Consider the following 17,002-nt stretch of genomic DNA (forward strand, 5'->3'; position numbering starts at 1 on the left):
CACCTATGGAACGCGCGGAACGGGCGGCTGTGTTCGATGTCGACGGCACGCTGGTCGACACCAATCATCTGCATGTCGTGACCTGGTGGGAGGCGTTCCGCCAGGCGGGCCACCAGGTGCCGATGCACGCCATCCACCGGGCCGTGGGCCTGCCGTCGACGGACCTGGTCGCCCATCTGCTGGGCGATGACCGGGACACCGACCAGGACGCCGACATCAGCGCCGGGCACAAGGCGCTGTACGGGCAGTACTTCGACCGGCTGCCCGCGCTGCCGGAGGCCGGGGCGCTGCTGCGGCGGCTGCATGCTGAGGGCTGGAGGGTGGTGCTGGCCACCTCGGCGGGCGGCGCGGAGCTGAGCGCGCTGCGCCGGGCGATCGACGCGGACGAGGCCATCGCCGCCACGGCGAGCGCCGACGACGTCGACGAGGGCAAGCCCTCCCCCGAGCCGGTCGAGCACGCCCTGGAACTGGCCGGGGTGCCGACGGAGCGGGCGGTGTTCGTCGGCGACACCGTGTGGGACATGCGGGCGGGCAGCAGGGCCGGGGTGCGCTGTGTGGGCGTACTGTGCGGCGGCATCCCGCGCGCCGACCTAGCGGAGTCCGGCGCGGAGGCGGTCTACGCCGACCCCGCTCACCTGCTGTCGGCCCTCGGCGACAGCCCGCTGGCATGAAGGAACGTGAAAGCGCCGGTCAGGCGGATACCCACAGGGCATGACGCGTGTGACCGGTGCGGGACGGCGGGGGGCGGGAGCCTTCCGCGGGCGGAGGGACATGAACGAAGACATGGGGGCGGCCTCGAACGCGCGGTCCCAGGGAGCACCCACGGCTCAGGGGCGGTTCGCGGATCTGCAGCAGAGAACGCGGAGCGTGCGTCCGGTGGATGCCGTGCGGCGGGATTCGCGGTCGGCCTGGGAGGCCGTGCGGGCGGCCTGGCGCGGGCCCGGACGGGAGCGGGATCTGGTCGTCCAGTCGCTGAAGGCGGCCGGGGCGGCCGTGCTCGCCTGGCTGGTGGGCGGCGTCTGGATGGGCGACCCGCTGGCGCTGATGGCGCCTTGGGTGGCGCTGGTGCTGGTGCAGGCCACCGTCTTCAGCTCCCTGGTGCAGGGGGCGCGGCAGTTCGGGGCCATCTGCGTCGGGACGCTGGTGGCCTCGGCGGCGCAGGCGATCACCGACGACACGCTCGGCGCGATCGCCCTGTCCGTACCGGTGCTGATGCTGCTCGCGAACTGGCCCCGCTTCGGCGACCAGGGCATCTACGCGGCGACCACGGCCCTGTTCACCATCTCCTCGGGCATGGTGAGTCTGTCCGCGGTCGGGCACCGGGTGGAGCAGGCGGCGATCGGCGCCGTCATCGGCGTCGCCGTCAACGCGTTCGTGTTCCCGCCGATCCACCTGCGGGACGTGCGGACGAACCTGGCGGGGCTCGCCCGCGAGACGGGGGACGTGCTGCACCTCATCGCCGGGGATCTGCGCGAGGGCGAGTGGGACGCGCAGACCGCCGCCGGCTGGGTCACCGCCTCCAACCGCCTGGACCACCGTCTGAAGGCGCTTCGCTCGGCCCGCCGGTGGAGCCAGGAGAGCCTGCGCCTGACCTATGCCCCGCTGCGCGCCCTGCACCGGGTGCCGCACGAGGGTGTCCTGCCGGCGGTGGACGAGGACGAGCGGCTCAGCAGGGTCACCGGGCACGTCGCCACGCTGACCCGGGCGCTCGCGGTGTCCGTGGACGACAAGCGCACTCCCGCCCCGCCCGAGGGTCCGGCCCTGCGCTCGTACGCCCGGCTGCTGGAGCTGATCGGGGACGCGCTGTGCGCGGAGGCCGACAGTCTGTGCGGCGGCAGTGTGACGGCCCGGCCGGGCGAGGAGACCGAGAAGGCCATGCGGGAGCTGCACGAGGAGTTGCAGGAGGGACTGCGGCGGCATGCCGGTGAGGGTGCCGCCCACACGGCGGTCCTGGGCACGCTGCTGCTCCAGGCGGAGAACCTCTGGGCGGAGACCGTCCCGGGCGACCCGGAGCAGTGACACACGTCAGTCCTGACGGGATCCGCTCCTGAGCCGCCCCGGCCGCGATTACCCCGTCCGGCCGGGGCTTTCCTCTGCATACGTGCATTCCGTGCGACCCGGGTACTCGGTCACCTCTGGTGGAACCAGGCGGCCGGGAGGAGCACGAAGTGAGCAGCGGAACGGGCATGAGGGTCGTCGTCACGGGCGCCACCGGCAACGTCGGCACGAGCGTGGTGCGCTTGCTGTCGGAAGACCCGCAGGTCGCCTCGGTGCTGGGTCTGGCCCGGCGGATCCCCGACTGGTCACCGCCGAAGACGGACTGGGCCGCCGTCGATCTGGCCTCCGAGGGGTCCGGCCTGGTGGAGCGGTTCACGGACGCCGACGCCGTGATTCACCTGGCCTGGGCGTTCCAGCCCACGCACGACCCGGCGGCGACCTGGCGCACGAACGTGCTCGGCAGCATGCGGGTCTTCGAGGCGGTGGCCGAGGCGGGCGTCCCGGTTCTGGTGCACGCCTCGTCGGTCGGCGCGTACTCGCCCGGCCCCAAGGACGAGATGGTGGACGAGTCCTGGCCGACGCACGGCTGGCCGGACGCCGCCTACTGCCGGGAGAAGGCATATCTGGAGCGGGCGCTGGACACGTTCGAGCGGGACCGTCCGCAAACGCGGGTGGTGCGGATGCGGCCCGCCTTCCTCTTCCAGCGGGAGTCCGCGAGCGAGCAGCGCCGCATCTTCGGCGGCCGGTTCCTGCCCGGTCCGCTGGCCCGCCCGGAGCTGCTGCCGTTCCTGCCGGACATCCCGGGGCTGCGGGTGCAGGCGCTGCACACGGACGACGCGGCGAGCGCGTACCGGCTGGCGCTGCGCTCCGACGTCCGGGGCGCCTTCAATCTCGCGGCCGGCCCGCCCCTCGACGCGCGGTTGCTGGGCGAGATGTTCGACGCACGGACCGTGCGGCTGCCGCGCGGCGCGGCCCGCTCTGCGATCGCCGCCGCCTGGGGCCTGCATCTGCTGCCCGCCTCCCCGCACCTGTTCGACGCGGTGCTGCGACTGCCGCTCATGGACTGCACGCGGGCGCGTACGGAACTCGGCTGGCGCCCTGAGCACACGGCTCCCGAGGTGCTGGAGAAGTTCCTGCTGGGCCTGAAGCAGGGGGCCGGGGCGCCGACGGAGCCGCTGCGGGGGCGCAAGGTCGGCTGATCCGGTCGGGCTGGGCCCGGCCCTGACGGGCGGGCCCAGCCCGGTGAACGGTGATGACGACGCGCGCACGGGTGGGCGAGCCCCGGGACATGCGCGAGGGCCGCAGCCGACCCCCACAGTCGGCTGCGGCCCTCGCCGGTATGCCCTCCTCAGGCGGAGGGCTCGTCCGGCACCGGGTGCTCGGGGTGAACCGTTCCCGAGTGCGGTGCTCCCTGCCGGCCCGTCCCCGCTTCGTCCGTGTCGGGGACGTCACCGGTGGGCTCGTCGGTCTCCTCGTCGTTCCGGCGCTCGGCTTTCCCGCCCTTGCCGGTGCCCGTGAAGCGCGGGGCGACCTCCCACGGGTCCTCGCCGTCGTCGGCCTGCTGGTCCGGCATGTCCCGCGGGATGGGCTCACCGTTCTCGCCGGGTCCCTCGAGGCGGTGGTCGGTCACGGCACACTCCTTTCGGCTCGTCCGTGCGCCGCGCGAGTACCTCGGCCGTGACCTGCGAAACCTCGGGCGTGCACTAAGAGGCGGCTGCTTCGTCGATCTCGTCCAGAGCCGCGACCAGCTCCGGGGCGACCCTCTCCTGCACCCACCGCCGGTGCTCCTCGCCGGCCTCGCGCGGGACCGTCTCGGTGAGCATGATCAGGTACAGGTAGGCCCGGTACAGGGCCAGCCGCAGACGGGCCGGGGCGTCGAAGCGGGCCCGGCCACCGGCCTCCCGGTAGCCGGCGAGGAAGTCCTCGTCCTTCCTGATGTCCCCGAGCAGCGCCAGGGAGACGAAGTCGGCCAGGGGGTCGCCCCAGAACATGCGCTCCCCGTCGATGAGGCCGCCGATCCGGGCCCGGCCACCCGCGCGGTCGACGAGGATGTTGCCCCGCCACAAGTCGAAGTGGACCAGACACGGGTCGGTGACCTCGTCGAGGGCTCCGTACGCGGACGCGGCGGTACGGGCCACGGCGTCGGCCGGGCGGGGCAGCGGAGCCCCGTAGCGCCGGGCGTCGTCGAGGACGGCGTCGAACATCGCCGTGAACGCGGTCCGCCAGTCGGGGGCGAGCGGACCGAGGGCGCCGGAGGGGTAGCCGTGACCGGGGCCGGTCACCCCGTGCAGGCGGGCGACCTGGCGTCCCAGTTCCGTGCGCAGCGCGCTCTGTTCGGGGTCGGTGAGCGTGCCGTCCCACGGGTCGCCCGGCAGGGCCGTCATGAGCAGGAAGTCGTCCCCCGCCGACACCGTCCGCGGCGCGGGCACCCCGACGCGGGCGGCCGAGCGGTAGAACGCGGCCTCCGAGACGAGCAGCCGCTTCTCGTGCCGCAGTCCGGGGACGGCGGCGGCCGGCGGGATCTTCAGCACGTAGCGGCTGCCGTCGGTGAGGCGGAGTTCCTCGACGGTGTTGTAGGTGCCGCCGGTCAGCGGGGTCAGGCGGGCGAGGCGGCCGGGGTCCAGGCCCGCCTCCTGAAGGACGTGCCGGGCCCGTTCCCAGGAGTCCACCACCGTGTGCCCACCCCTCCCCTGCCGCATCGGTCAGCCGGCCGCGTACACGTCCTCGACGTAACGCCCGTCCGCGACCAGTCCGTCGAGCCACTGCCCGGCGGCCGTCTCGTCGGCGCCCGGCGTGTGCTTGCGGAACAGGGTACGGAACGCCTCCCGCACTCCGGGCGCCATCCGGGAACCGTCGCCGCAGACGTACACCCGCGCTCCGGAGGCCAGCAGGCCCCAGACCTCCTCGGCCTCGGCGGCGATCCGGTGCTGGACGAACCGCACCTCGCCCTCGGGCGTCTCGCTGAAGGCGGGGCGCAGCGAGACGGCGCCGGCAGTCTCGGCGGCGCGCAGTTCCTCGGCGTGCAGGAAGTCCGCGTCGGGGGCGTCGCAGCCGAAGTAGCAGAGGGCCGGGGCGAGTTCACTGGTGGCTAGGGCGGCCGTACGGTCGGCGATGGTGCCGCGGAACGGGGCGAGGCCGGTGCCCGCCGCGACCATGACGACCGGTGACGGGTCGCCGGTGACATCGATCCGGAAGGCCTCCCGGCAGGGCTGCACGCGCGCGTAGACCGTGTCGCCGGGCTCGACGGCGGCGAGGTGGCCGGAGCCGGTGCCCCGGTAGACGCCCTTGCCGGAGCGGGCCGGCGCCTCCAGCAGCGACACCATCAGGTCCACGTGACCGGGGTCGACGGCGGGCGAGGAGGAGATCGAGTAGTGGCGCGGGCGCAGCGGGGTGAGGAGGTCGAGGAGCTGCGGCCAGTCCAGGGCGCCGCGCAGGGCCGGGTGGTCCTCCAGGATCTCCACGAGGGTGCGCGGGTCGCCGGTGAGGGCGGCCAGGGCCATGCGCTCCGGCGGGCACGGGTTGGCGGCGGCGAGCGCGGCCAGCTGCCCGGCGCTCGGGCGCTCCTGCAGCTCCACGTGGTGGGTGAGGAGCTGCCGTACCGTCAGGGGCCGGTCCACGGCGATGCCGTCGCGGCGCGGGCGGGTGGCGCGGATGTCCAGGACGGTGTCGAGGTCGGCGCCTAGCGCGGCGGCCGCGCGGGTGACGAGGCCGGGGGCGTTGGCGGGCAGCACGGTGAGGTGGTCGGCCGTGCGGTAGGTGACGCCGTCCGGCAGGGCGACGCGCAGGAACCGCTTGCGCCGGGCGTAGCCGGGGGCGGTGAGGTCGCGGGCCTCGGTGACGCGCATGGGGACGAGGCCGTGCCGTTCGGCGAGGGCGTCCAGCGGTCCGCCGGTCAGGGTGCGGACCTCGTAGGCGGTCGCGGGCTCGGGGTCCGGGGTGGTGGCGTCGGGGTCGCCGTAGCGCTCCAGGAGGGCGGTGCGCAGGGAGGCGGTGAAGGTGCGGACGGTGCCGGTGAGGTCTCCGGAGGCGTCTGCGGCGGCGCGCTCCACCAGCCGTTCGGCGCCGGACTCGGCGAGCCGCTCGTCGATGCGGGTGGGGACGTGCTGGTAGGTGGCGGCCCAATTGCGGTCGCCGACGCCGAGGACGGCGTACGTCACGCCCGACAGGTCGTGGGTCTCCTCCAGCCGGGCGGCGAAGGCGGTGGCGTCGTCGGTGGGGCGGCCGTTGTAGGAGGCGGCGGTGATGACGACGGGCCGGTCGGCGGGCAGGACGCCCGCGTAGGCGTCGAGGGGTGCCACCTCGGTCGCGCAGCCGAGGGCGGCGGCCTCGTCGGCGAGTTGGACGGCGAAGTCACGGCAGGTGCCGTAGTTGCTGCCGTGCAGGAAGAGGGCGGCGGTGCCGGGGCGGACGCGGGCGGGGAGGTTCCGCGGCTCGGCCGCGGCGGTCTCCCGGGCCGGTGTGGCCCCGGGCAGCGGGCTGTGGACGCGGTCGGCGCAGGTGCGCGGCGTCAGCGCGAGGGTGAAGCCCTCGGGCTTGAGGGTGAGGGTCTCCTTGACGTCGAGCCGGTAGTCGGCGTGGTCGCCCATCCGGTAGCGGTGGACGAGCATGGCCAGCAGCATGGTCGCCTCGTGCAGCGCGAACTGCCGTCCGATGCAGGCGCGCTCGCCCGTGCCGAACGGCTTGAAGGCGTGCACGGGCCGCTCCGCCTCTGCTTCGGCCGTGAAGCGGGAGGGGTCGAACAGCTCGGGGTTGTCGCCCCAGACGGCCTGCCGGTGCAGCATCGGCGTGAGGACCAGGACGCCCTGCCCGGCGCGCAGCGGGATGCGGCCGCCGAGCAGGGTGTCCTCGCGGGCCTCCCGGGAGAAGACGGCGGCGGTGGGCCACAGCCGGAGCGCCTCGTTGAGGACCTGGCGGGTGTAGGTCAGCCGGCCGACCTCGTCGAAGGTCGGCTCGACGTCGGCCCGGTCGCCCCACAGCGCGTCGACCTCGCGCTGCACCAGCTGAAGCACGGCGGGGTGCTTGGCGAGGTAGTACAGCGCGAAGGACATGGCGCCGGAGGTGGTCTCGTGGCCGGCGATCAGGAACGTGATGACCTGGTTGCGGATGTTGGCGGCGTCGAGCGTGGTGCCGTCGGCCGGGTGCTCGGCGGTGAGCATCAGGCCGAGGAGGTCGTCGGAGCCGCTCTGGTCGGTGCCGGTGCGTGCGGCGATGACCTCGTCGACGACCCGGGCGAGGTAGGCGGAGTCCTCGCGGAAGGCCGCGTCCTGCTCCGCGTAGTCCCGGCCGGGGACGCGTGCCAGGCGGGTCATGCTCCATTCCAGGCAGCGGACCATCGACTGGACGAAGGGGTGCGGCTCGGCCCGTTCGAAGGAACCGAAGTCGTAACCGAAGCCGGCGAGGCCGATGGTGTCGAGCGTCATGCGGGTCATGTCGTCGGGCACGTTCACCGGCTGCCCGGCGCGGGCGTGGCGGTCCCAGGACGCGATGAGCCGGCGGGCCACCTCCAGCATCACGGGGTGGTAGGTGCGCATGGAGCCGAGCGCGAAGGCGGGCATGAGGATGTCGTGCGCCTTGGCCCAATTGGGCTCGTCGTTGTACGCGGTGAACAGGCCGTCGGCGGCGAACTCGCGGACATTGCCCAGGCTGGGGCCGATGTGCTTGGCGAACCGCTGCTCGTCGGCGAGTTCGGTCACGAGGTCCAGGTCGCCCACGAACAGGGTGTCCCGCCCGTACAGCCGCCGCGCGAGCACGGGCCCGTGCTCGCGCATCAGGTCCATGACCTGCTGGATGGGCGCGCCGCCGGGTCCGGTGGCGGAGATGTCGGCGACGGGGACGCCGGGGAGGGTGCCGGCGGTCGGAGGGGTCTGTCCGGTGGGGGGCATGACGCGGCAACTGCCTTTCGCGGTACGGAAGTACTGCGCTCCAGCGTGATCCACCGGGCCCGGGAGACGACACCTTCGCCCTACATGATTGTGTAGTGCAAGCAGATCTGCCGCTCTTGCGCGGGAGCGGCCCGGCGTGGCAGGAGAGGCTCGTGGACCTGGCCCGGGAGGCCGTGACGTGGCGCAACCGCGCCCTGCTCCTGTTCGACCGGGTCGCGATGCCGGTCGCGGTGTGCGATGTGTACGGGGCGGTCCTGCTGGCCAATCCGGCGATGGCGGCGGAGTGCGGCAGGACGCCGGGACGGTTGCGCGGTCGCGACGTGCTGGAGCTGTTCAGCCCGCGGGAGGCGACGCAGGTGGAGCGCATCGCCGAGGCCCTGCGCCTGCGGCACCGCTCGCGCTACCAGGTGTCGGTGCGCTGGCGGGCCCCGTGCGGCACGGAGCGCACCGGCGAACTGACGGCGGATCCGGTCAGCGACACGGCGGAGGACACCCCTGCCCTGCTGGTGATGCTCCGGGTCGACCCCGAACGCGCCCCCTCCCCCGCCGCACCCGCGGAACACGCCCGGGTCACCCCGACGGAGGCCCGCATCCTGAGCCTCCTGGCCGCCGGCGCCACCACGACCCGAGCCTCCCGGGAGACGGGCCTCACCACCGACGGCGTGACCTACCACCTGCGCCGCCTGTCGTCCCGCTGGGGCGCGTCCAACCGCACGGAGCTGGTGGCCAGGGCCTACGCGCTGGGGGTGCTCAGGCCGGGCGTGTGGCCGCCGGAGGTCTTCGGTGGCCAGGCGTGAGAGAAATCCGGTCGCCCCTGGGCGTCGCGGCTGTCTAATCTGGCCTCAGCCCGAAACCTAGGGGCCCTAGGTTTGCGAAACCAGCGTTCAGGAGCTCCCATGCAGCCGCTCACCGAGCAGGACATCCGCGCCTCCTTCGTCAACTGCTCCAAGGGCGAGGCCAAGCGGCTCGCCCTGCCCCGGGATCTCGACGGGCGGCCCTGGGGTGATCTCGACTTTCTCGGGTGGCGGGATCCGGGGGCGCCGGACCGGAGCTATCTGGTGGCCGAGCGGGGCGGGCGGCTCGTCGGGCTGTCGATGCGCTTCCAGGCCGCGCAGCGCGGGTTCCTGCACCGCAGCATGTGTTCGCTGTGCCTGACCACGCACCCGCGGGGCGGGGTCTCGCTGATGACCGCGCGCAAGGCCGGGCCGGCCGGGCGCGAGGGCAATTCCGTCGGCGCGTACATGTGCACCGACCTCGCCTGCTCCCTGTACGTACGCGGGAAGAAGGCGCCGGAGGCGGGGTCCCGGTTCGAGGAGAGCCTCACCATGGAGGAGCAGATCGCCCGGACCAGGAGCCACCTGGACGCCTTCCTCGACAAGGTGCACGCCTGAGCCCCTCGGTCGCCCCCGGTTTGCCCCGGCACTAACGTCCTTCATGAACGTCTTTGACGGACGTGTTCGACGGACGTGTTCGACGGACGTGTTCGATGCGCCGGGGAAGGGGAACAGCCCGAGGATGCGAGAGGTACGTGAGTGGACGGCGCGCGCCGAGCGGATCGTGAGGAAGCGCCGTGATCCGGTGGTGGTCCAGACCCTGCGGTCCGCGACGGCGGCGACGATCGCCTACGTCATCGCGCTGCGGCTGAGCCCGGAGCCGGCCCCTCTCACCGCTCCCCTGACGGCCCTGCTGGTCGTCCAGGTGACGCTGTACGCCACGATCACCAACGGCTTCAGGCGGGTGAACGCCGTGGTGACGGGCGTGCTCGTCGCCATCGCGTTCAGCCTGCTGGTGGGCCTGACCTGGTGGAGCCTCGCGCTGCTCCTGCTGGCCTCGCTGGTCGTGGGGCGGCTGGTCCGGGTGGAGGAGTACGTACCCGAGGTCGCGATCAGCGCGATGCTCGTCCTCGGCGTCACCAGCGTCGGGGACTACGCCTGGGCCCGGGTGGTGGAGACCCTGATCGGCGCGTCCGTCGGGCTCGCCTGCAACCTGCTGCTGGCTCCACCGGTGTGGGTGGAGGAGGCGGGCGAGTCGATCGAGGGTCTGGCGCGCCGCCTGCGGCAGCTGATGCTACGCATGGGCGAGGAGGCGGCCGGCGGCACACCCGTGGACCGCGCGGAGAGTCAGTTGCACGAGGCGCGCCGCCTGGACCACGACATCGTCGAGGTGGACGCGGCGCTGCGGCAGGCCGAGGACAGCCTGCGGCTCAACCCGCGCGTGCAGGACAGCGTGCTGCACCGGGTCGTGATGCGCACCGGCCTGGACACGCTGGAGATCTGCACGGTCGTGCTGCGCGTGCTGGCCCGCTCCCTCACCGACCTCGCGAAGGAGCGCGAGCCCGAGCCGCTGTTCGAGGCCGAGACGGGCGCCGCCCTGGCGCAGCTGCTGTCCGAGATCGCCGACGCCGTGGTGAGCTTCGCGGTGCTGGTCACCACGCATCTGAGCGCGAGCGCCGAGTCGGCGGAGGAACGGCTCGCCGCGGAACTGCGCACCGCCGCGGGCACCCGCGACAAGCTGGCGCTGCTGCTGCGCGAGGAGGCCGAGCGCGACCCGCGGCACTGGCAGCTTCCCGGAGCGATCCTGACGGAGGTCAACCGCATCCTCGACGAGCTCGACACCGAGCACCGCACCCGCCGCCTGTTCGAGGAACTGGACCGTGTCTCGCGTGAGCAGCGGGCCAGGATGCCCCGCCTGACGCGGCTGCGGGAGCGGCTGGGCGTCACGGAGCAGATGTGGCGGAACCGCGCGGGGTTCGACGGGCGTTCTCGCTGAGGGGAACGCCGGCAGGGGGCCGGCACCTGAGGCGAGGAGCGGGCCATGGCCGACACGACCGTGCGGATCGACGGGAACACACTGCGGCTCCCCGGCGGGGTCGCCGTGCGGTTCATCCGCACGCTGCGCCTGCCGGAGACGGGGACGCATCCGCTGCCGCCGGGCCTCGGCGAGTTCCCGGTGCGGCGTGTCGCCGACTACGCGGACCGGGTCCCCGAGGAGTGGCGGGCACGCGGCGGTGTGATGCTGCCGGTGTACCTGCGCGAGGCGATGTGGCTGAGCTTCGCGGGCACCTCGGAGCCGGCCGCGCTCCAGGTCAGCGTCGGCAAGGTGTGCGCGGTCTCGGGCCGGCCCTGGAGCGACCGGCCGGCCCGCGGCCCGCAGAACTACGTGGTGCTCCCTCGTCAGCCCTGGCTGGACGGCATCAACTCCGGCACGGGCACGGTCCGGCAGTTCGTGGCCGTCCCGCTCGGTCTGGGCGCGACCGTGGAGGGGCAGGTCACGGGCGAGGAGGTGTGGGGCGGCGTACAGCTGCAGTCCTTCGCGCTGAACGACCGGGAGCTGGCGCGGTGGCGGGCGGCGGAGCGGGAGCGGGCGGAGCGGACGCGGTTCACGGCGCCGCCCAGTGGCCACGGCGCCGCGATGCCGGGTGGCCTGCCCGCTGCCGCGTCCGGCGGCTACGGCGCCGCGAACCCAATGGCGGCCCCGCCGGCACCGGGGGCGTTCCCCGCGCCGTCCGCCCCCGGCTCGGCTCCGGCGCCCGCGGCCGCGGGCGCTCCGCCGTGCCCGCCGCGCGCGGCCGCCGCGATGGGTCTGGGTGTCGGCGGCTCCATGCGGCAGGAGGTCTACGAGGACGACCGGCCGCTTACGGACTGGTCGGACAAGCCCGCGGGGCGGGTGTTCGTGCACTTGGTGACGCCGCCGGAATGGCGCCGCATCACCGGCGAGGCCGCACCGCCGTCGCCGGTGGACCGGGCCGCCTACACCCGGGCGGGCCTGCCCTGGTTCGACTACTTCGACCAGGACGCGGAGGACTTGGCCCCCACGGACACGCTCCAGTCCGTGAAGCCGGTCGGCGACTGGCTCGGCGACGACCACGAGCCCTGGCAGCAGCCCACGCCGGGACAGACGCAGCAGCTCAAGGACGCCCCGGGCCGACCGGTCGCGGACGGGGACTGGTAGCCGGCCGGGCCCCCTGGCCGGGGACTGGTGCCTTGGGGCACGTCGAGGACGGGGACCTTCAGCACGGTTCCTTCACGCGGGTGTTGCACCTCCCGCAACACCCGTTGCCTCGTGTTGCACCTGAGTGCCCGCTAACGCCAAGGTGGCAGTCACGACGAGGACGCGTGACGACCTGAGGGGCGACATGAGCAGGGGTGGCTGGAGCAGGCGCCGGTTCGTCGGCGCACTGACGGGCGGGGCCGCCGCGGCGGCGCTGCCGTCCTGCGACAACGCGCCCGCGCCCCCGGCCGCGACGCCCGAGGCAGGTACGAGCCCGTCACGCGGGGCCCGGCGCCCCTCCGGGCCCCGTCCGCTCCACCTCGGCACCTACACGTCCGTCGAGGACGGCGGCAAGGGCATCGGTCTGGCCACGTACGACGCCGTGACGGGGGAGATCACCGGCGCCGGCACGATCGGCGGCGTCGGCGACCCGTCGTACCTCGCCGTCCACCCGGACCGCGGCACGCTGTACGCGGTGGACGAGCGTGCCGAGGGCGCCGTGACCGCCGTCCGGCTCTCCGACCGCACCGTGCTGGGCAGCCGCAGCACCGGCGGCGCGGCCCCCTGCCACCTGTCGGTGCATCCGGGCGGGCGCTGGCTGCTCAGCGCGAACTACGGGTCGGGCAGTGTGGCCGTGCATCCGATCGACTCCTCGGGCGCCCTCGGCGAACGTACCGCCCTCGTCCGGCACTCCACTCCCCCGCCCGGCCCGGGTCAGGAGGGCCCGCACGCCCACCAGGTCGTCACGAGCCCGGATGGAGACCATGTGCTCGCCGTCGACCTGGGGACGGACACCGTCTACACCTACCGGCTGGACGACAGGGCGGGCACGCTCGCCGAGGTCGGGCAGGCGCACACCCGGCCGGGCGCCGGACCGCGCCATCTGACGTTCCACCCGGGAGGCCGGTACGCGTACCTCGCCAACGAGGCCGACAACACGGTGGCGGTCTGCTCCTACGACACGGCCTCCGGCCGTTTGACCGTGGGCGAGGCGCAGTCCACCGGCACGGGTCCGGGCACGAACTACCCGGCGCAGATCCTGGTGACGGACAACGGCCGGTACGCCTTTCTGGCCAACCGCGGCCACAACAGCCTCACCCGCTACGCCGTCGAGGCCGACGGCGCCCGGCTCAGGCTGCTCGGCACGGTGCCGGTGGGCGGGGACTTCCCCCGGCAGATCGCCTTCTCACCGGAGGGCACACTACTGTTCGCGGCGAACCAGAAGTCCTCCACGGTCACCGTCTTCCACGTGAACGAGGGCAGCGGCGAACTGCGGCGCACGGAGGAATCGTTCCCCTCACCCGTCGCCGTCTGTGCGCTGCCGCTGTAGGGGCCGTGGGCAGGACGCGGCGGTGGCCTGGCCGAGCAGGACATGCATGCGTTCGGTGAGCTGCGCGACGCCGTCGGCGGGCGCGTGGAAGGCGAGGCGTACGTCGCCGTGGGCGCGGACCCGTTCGATGCGCAGCGTCAGGCCGTGCCGGTCGACGGCGAGCGGCTGGACGCGCACCGCGCCGTGCAGGCTGTCGGGGTCGACGAGCCGGGTGAGCCGTTCGACGGCGTCGGCGTGGCAGTCGGCGAGGTGGGTCAGCAGCCGGGCCTCGGCGGTGGTGAGCGGGTCGGGCACGGCGGCGGCGAACTCGGCGAGGTCGACGACCACGGAGCCGGAGGGCCGCCGCAGTACGACACGGGTGGGTGTGAAGGCGAGCCTCTCCCCCTCGACGGCGAACCAGCCCGCGAGCCACAGCCGGGCGCGGATCCGGTTGCGGACCGGGACGGGTGCGACGTCGGCGAACTCCAGCACCGCGGACGGCTCGCCGCGGGGTGCGCAGATCGCGGCCGCGAGCAGGGCGCTGTCCTCGGGCACGTCCACGAGCACCCGGCCGTCCTCGTCCACGCTGTGCGCGCCGACCAGTTCCTCCCGTGTGCCCTCCGCGGTCACGGAGCACGACCACGCGGCGGCGAGCACCGAGCGCGCCCGCTCCGCCGCTGCGGGAGCCGCCGTCCAGCTGTGGCTGTCGTCACCCATTACAGACCTCCTTAGGTAAGCCTCACCTAACCTACCGAAGATCGGGGTGCACGCCAACCGCGTCCGGCGGCCTATGCGAGACCGTTCAGGGCGTGAGAACGCCCAGCAGGGCGCGCGCACACAGCTCGCGCACCTGTTCGCGGCCCAACTCCGTGCCGCGCAGCCACTCCAGGCAGACGGCCGTGGTGAACGCCAGCCAGCCGCGTACGGCCAGCCTGATCTCCGGCCGTCCCTCGACGGCGGGGCCGAACTCGGGATCCTCGGCGAGCGCGGCGAGGATCTGCCGCTCCTGCGCGGCAAGGGCCCGCTGGTAGACGCGCCGCACCGCCTGATCCCCTGCCGCGTCGGCGCGATGGAAGGCGCGATAGCCGTGCGCGTGCGCCTGGACGTACTCCAGGAACGTCTCCAGGCCCGCCCCGAGTTGCGCGCGGACCGGGACGCCGGGCACCGCCGCCGTCATGCGCAGCATGCGCTCGCTCTCGCGCTCGACGACCGCCGCGAAGAAGTCCCGCTTGGTCGGGAAGTAGTGGTACAGCAGGCCGCGCGACACCCCGGCGATCTCGGCGACCTGCTCGATCCACACGTCGTCGTAGGGGCTCTCGGAGAACAGCCGCGCACCGACCGAAAGGAGCTGCTCCCGGCGCTCCTCGGTGCTGAGCCGGCGGCGCGTGCGCCCGCCCTGATGCGCGGCCATGCCCGCACTTTACTTGACGCCGGTTCAACAACGGGACCACACTGAACCGCGCTATTGAACCCACGTACAACACCTGCGAACCCGCCGCCGGATCAAGGGAGATCGGTCATGACGCAGGCGCCGACACGGACCGGGGAGCCCAAGGGTTTCCGGAGTGCCGAGCTGGGCTGGCCGGAGCTGGACCGCATCCCGCATCCGCCGCGCCGGATCCCTCTGCTCGGGGACGTGGTGGGGGTGAACCGGCGCACTCCGCTGCAGGACTCGCTGCGCTACGCCCGCGCACTGGGGCCGGTGTTCCGGCGGAAGGCGTTCGGCAAGGAGTTCGTCTTCGTGTGGGGTGCCCGGCACGCGGCCGACCTCGCGGACGAGTCGCGGTTCGCCAAGCACGTGGGGCTCGGCGTGGCCAACCTGCGGCCGGTCGCCGGGGACGGACTGTTCACGGCGTACAACCACGAGCCCAACTGGCAGCTGGCCCACGACGTCCTCGCCCCGGGGTTCAGCCGGGACGCGATGGCGGGCTACCACCCGATGATGCTGTCGGTCGCGCAGCGGCTGACGGAGCACTGGGACAGGGCGGCGGCGACGGGCCGGGCGGTGGACGTGCCCGGTGACATGACCAAGCTGACGCTGGAGACGATCGCGCGCACCGGCTTCGGGCACGACTTCGGTTCGTTCGAACGCTCCCGGCCGCATCCCTTCGTCACCGCGATGGTGGGCACGCTGACCTACGCCCAGCGGCTCAACACCGTGCCCTTCCCGCTGGCTCCCCTGCTGCTGCGCAGCGCGAGCCGCCGCAACGCGGCCGACATCGCCCATCTCAACCACACGGTCGACGAACTGGTCCGGGCCCGGCGCGCCGGCGGCGGCGGTGACGGCGATCTGCTCGACCGCATGCTGGAGACGGTCCATCCCGGCACCGGGGAGCGGCTGGCGCCGCAGAACGTCCGCCGCCAGGTCATCACGTTCCTCGTGGCAGGTCACGAGACGACCTCGGGCGCGCTCTCCTTCGCCCTGTACTACCTCGCCCGCCACCCCGAGATCGCCGCCCGGGCCCGGGCCGAGGTGGACCGGGTGTGGGGAGAGACGGCGGAACCCGCCTACGAGCAGGTGGCCCGGCTGCGCTACGTCCGCCGGGTGCTGGACGAGTCGCTGCGGCTGTGGCCGACCGCGCCCGCGTTCGCCCGGGAGGCCCGCGAGGACACGGTGCTGGCCGGGGAGCATCCCATGCGGCGCGGGGCCTGGGCGCTGGTGCTGACGCCGATGCTGCACCGGGACCCCGAGGTGTGGGGAGCGGACGCCGAACGGTTCGACCCCGGCCGCTTCGACGCCGGCGCCGTACGGTCCCGGCCCCCGCACACCTTCAAGCCGTTCGGGACGGGCGCGCGGGCCTGCATCGGGCGGCAGTTCGCGCTGCACGAGGCCACGCTGGTGCTCGGGCTGCTGCTGCGGCGCTACGACCTGCGGGCCGACCCGGCCTACCGGCTGCGCGTGACGGAGCGGCTGACGCTGATGCCGGAGGGCCTGCGGCTGCACCCGGAGCGCCGCGGCCCCGGGGCGGGAGCCGGCCTCACACCTGCGCCGTCCAGTGCCCGGGGCGGGTGACTGACCCGGGCAGCCTGGTACCGGCGCTTCCGCGCGCCGCGTTCAGCTGCGGCTGGGTGAGGAAGAACGCCCCGGTCAGATCGGCGTCGGTGAGGTCCGCGTCGCGCAGGTCGGCACCGATCAGGTCGGCGCCCCGCAGGTCCGCTCCGGTGAGGTCGGCGGCGATCAGGTAGGCGCCGCGCAGGCAGGCACCGCGCAGGTCGGCGCCCTTGAGGCGGGCCCCCATGAGGTCCGCACCGCGGCGGTCCTTCCTGCGGCCCTTGAAGCCGGCCCTGGCCAGCTCGCTCGTCCTCAGCAGCAGGACGTTGACCTCCTGGCGGTGGGCCGCCACGTCCAGTGCGGCGAGCTCCTCGGGGGTCTTGCCGGCCAGTTCCTCGGTCTTCTCCAGGGCCTCGCGGAGTTCCGCGTGGACGGGACGGGCCGCCGGCAGCGTGAGCGCCTCGGTCAGGTACCAGAGCAGTTCGTGCAGCTGCCGGACCACCGGGAACACGTCGAACATGCGGCGGGCCCGCTCCGGCGGACCGGTCCGCCAGTCCTGTCCGCCGAAGGTGATCTGCGAGACCCGCTGCCCGGCGCCGAAGCAGTCGTAGACCGTACAGCCGGTGAACCCCTTCTGCCGGAGCCGGGCGTGGATGCCGCAGCGGTGGTCCTCCCGGAGGTTGCGGCAGGGCGTGCCGGCGGCCTTGTCGACCGCGAAGTCGGCCGAGGCGGCGAACGGCAGGGCGACGCAGCACAGCCCGAAGCACCGCTCGCAGTCGCCGTGCAGGCCTGCCTGCCCGGTCTGGTGTTCTCGCATGTCGTTCAGCATAC

15 protein-coding genes are annotated in these 17,002 nt (G+C 73.8%); 9 read left to right on the plus strand and 6 right to left on the minus strand.

Annotation, left to right across the window (positions count from 1 at the left end; all coding sequences use genetic code 11):
- The first annotated feature begins 5 nt into the window (after nucleotides 1-5).
- From ADK65_RS27140 to ADK65_RS27150, 3 genes are all read left to right on the plus strand, one after another.
- A complete protein-coding gene (locus ADK65_RS27140; protein WP_053673575.1) occupies nucleotides 6-671 on the plus strand; it encodes an HAD family hydrolase in 666 nt (221 codons plus the stop codon).
- A gap of 196 nt (nucleotides 672-867) precedes the next feature.
- Complete coding sequence (locus ADK65_RS27145) at nucleotides 868-2,019, plus strand: FUSC family protein (RefSeq protein ID WP_078956170.1); 1,152 nt, start codon at nucleotides 868-870, stop codon at nucleotides 2,017-2,019.
- 149 nt (nucleotides 2,020-2,168) lie between these two features.
- Nucleotides 2,169-3,197, plus strand: coding sequence for an SDR family oxidoreductase (locus ADK65_RS27150; protein WP_053673577.1), 1,029 nt, complete (start codon nucleotides 2,169-2,171; stop codon nucleotides 3,195-3,197).
- 149 nt (nucleotides 3,198-3,346) lie between these two features.
- Here ADK65_RS27150 and ADK65_RS27155 read toward each other — a convergent pair whose 3' ends face one another.
- The 3 genes from ADK65_RS27155 to ADK65_RS27165 all read right to left on the minus strand — a co-directional run bounded on the left by ADK65_RS27155 (nucleotide 3,347) and on the right by ADK65_RS27165 (nucleotide 7,880).
- A complete protein-coding gene (locus tag ADK65_RS27155) occupies nucleotides 3,347-3,628 on the minus strand; it encodes a hypothetical protein (RefSeq protein ID WP_053673578.1) in 282 nt (93 codons plus the stop codon).
- A gap of 73 nt (nucleotides 3,629-3,701) precedes the next feature.
- Nucleotides 3,702-4,670 carry a phosphotransferase family protein gene (locus tag ADK65_RS27160; protein WP_053673580.1) on the minus strand — a complete coding sequence of 323 codons (969 nt, stop codon included), beginning with the start codon at nucleotides 4,668-4,670 and terminating at the stop codon, nucleotides 3,702-3,704.
- Nucleotides 4,671-4,700: 30 nt separating this feature from the next.
- Nucleotides 4,701-7,880 carry a cytochrome P450 gene (locus ADK65_RS27165; RefSeq protein ID WP_053673582.1) on the minus strand — a complete coding sequence of 1,060 codons (3,180 nt, stop codon included), beginning with the start codon at nucleotides 7,878-7,880 and terminating at the stop codon, nucleotides 4,701-4,703.
- 152 nt (nucleotides 7,881-8,032) lie between these two features.
- Between ADK65_RS27165 and ADK65_RS27170 the strand changes: the two genes are divergently transcribed.
- The 5 genes from ADK65_RS27170 (at nucleotide 8,033) to ADK65_RS27190 (ending at nucleotide 13,200) form a co-directional block, all read left to right on the plus strand.
- Complete coding sequence (locus ADK65_RS27170) at nucleotides 8,033-8,677, plus strand: helix-turn-helix transcriptional regulator (protein ID WP_053673584.1); 645 nt, start codon at nucleotides 8,033-8,035, stop codon at nucleotides 8,675-8,677.
- Between the two features lie 99 nt (nucleotides 8,678-8,776).
- The gene (locus ADK65_RS27175; RefSeq protein WP_053673586.1) at nucleotides 8,777-9,271 is read left to right on the plus strand and encodes an FBP domain-containing protein; all 495 of its coding nucleotides are present in this window, start codon (nucleotides 8,777-8,779) and stop codon (nucleotides 9,269-9,271) included.
- A 124-nt stretch (nucleotides 9,272-9,395) separates the two neighbouring features.
- Nucleotides 9,396-10,649, plus strand: coding sequence for an FUSC family protein (locus tag ADK65_RS27180; protein WP_078956160.1), 1,254 nt, complete (start codon nucleotides 9,396-9,398; stop codon nucleotides 10,647-10,649).
- A 45-nt stretch (nucleotides 10,650-10,694) separates the two neighbouring features.
- A complete protein-coding gene (locus ADK65_RS27185) occupies nucleotides 10,695-11,831 on the plus strand; it encodes a hypothetical protein (protein WP_053673589.1) in 1,137 nt (378 codons plus the stop codon).
- 184 nt (nucleotides 11,832-12,015) lie between these two features.
- The gene (locus ADK65_RS27190) at nucleotides 12,016-13,200 is read left to right on the plus strand and encodes a lactonase family protein (RefSeq protein WP_078956161.1); all 1,185 of its coding nucleotides are present in this window, start codon (nucleotides 12,016-12,018) and stop codon (nucleotides 13,198-13,200) included.
- Here ADK65_RS27190 and ADK65_RS27195 read toward each other — a convergent pair.
- Together ADK65_RS27195 and ADK65_RS27200 are read right to left on the minus strand one after the other, a co-directional pair.
- Entirely contained in the window at nucleotides 13,168-13,896 is a 729-nt protein-coding gene (locus ADK65_RS27195) for a DUF2470 domain-containing protein (RefSeq protein WP_053673590.1), read from the minus strand. The two genes, ADK65_RS27190 and ADK65_RS27195, sit on opposite strands and share 33 nt — an antisense overlap.
- An 85-nt stretch (nucleotides 13,897-13,981) precedes the next feature.
- Nucleotides 13,982-14,590: a TetR/AcrR family transcriptional regulator gene (locus ADK65_RS27200; RefSeq protein WP_053673591.1), complete on the minus strand. Its 609-nt coding sequence runs from the start codon at nucleotides 14,588-14,590 to the stop codon at nucleotides 13,982-13,984.
- Nucleotides 14,591-14,698: 108 nt separating this feature from the next.
- Here ADK65_RS27200 and ADK65_RS27205 point away from each other — a divergent pair, with 108 nt between their 5' ends.
- The gene (locus tag ADK65_RS27205) at nucleotides 14,699-16,192 is read left to right on the plus strand and encodes a cytochrome P450 (RefSeq protein WP_053673592.1); all 1,494 of its coding nucleotides are present in this window, start codon (nucleotides 14,699-14,701) and stop codon (nucleotides 16,190-16,192) included.
- Here the strand turns inward: ADK65_RS27205 and ADK65_RS27210 are convergent.
- A complete protein-coding gene (locus tag ADK65_RS27210) occupies nucleotides 16,158-17,000 on the minus strand; it encodes a pentapeptide repeat-containing protein (protein ID WP_107092394.1) in 843 nt (280 codons plus the stop codon). The two genes, ADK65_RS27205 and ADK65_RS27210, sit on opposite strands and share 35 nt — an antisense overlap.
- Between the last annotated feature and the right edge of the window lie 2 nt (nucleotides 17,001-17,002).

It is taken from the genome of Streptomyces sp. NRRL B-1140 (genome assembly GCF_001280065.1).
Taxonomy (GTDB): domain Bacteria; phylum Actinomycetota; class Actinomycetes; order Streptomycetales; family Streptomycetaceae; genus Streptomyces.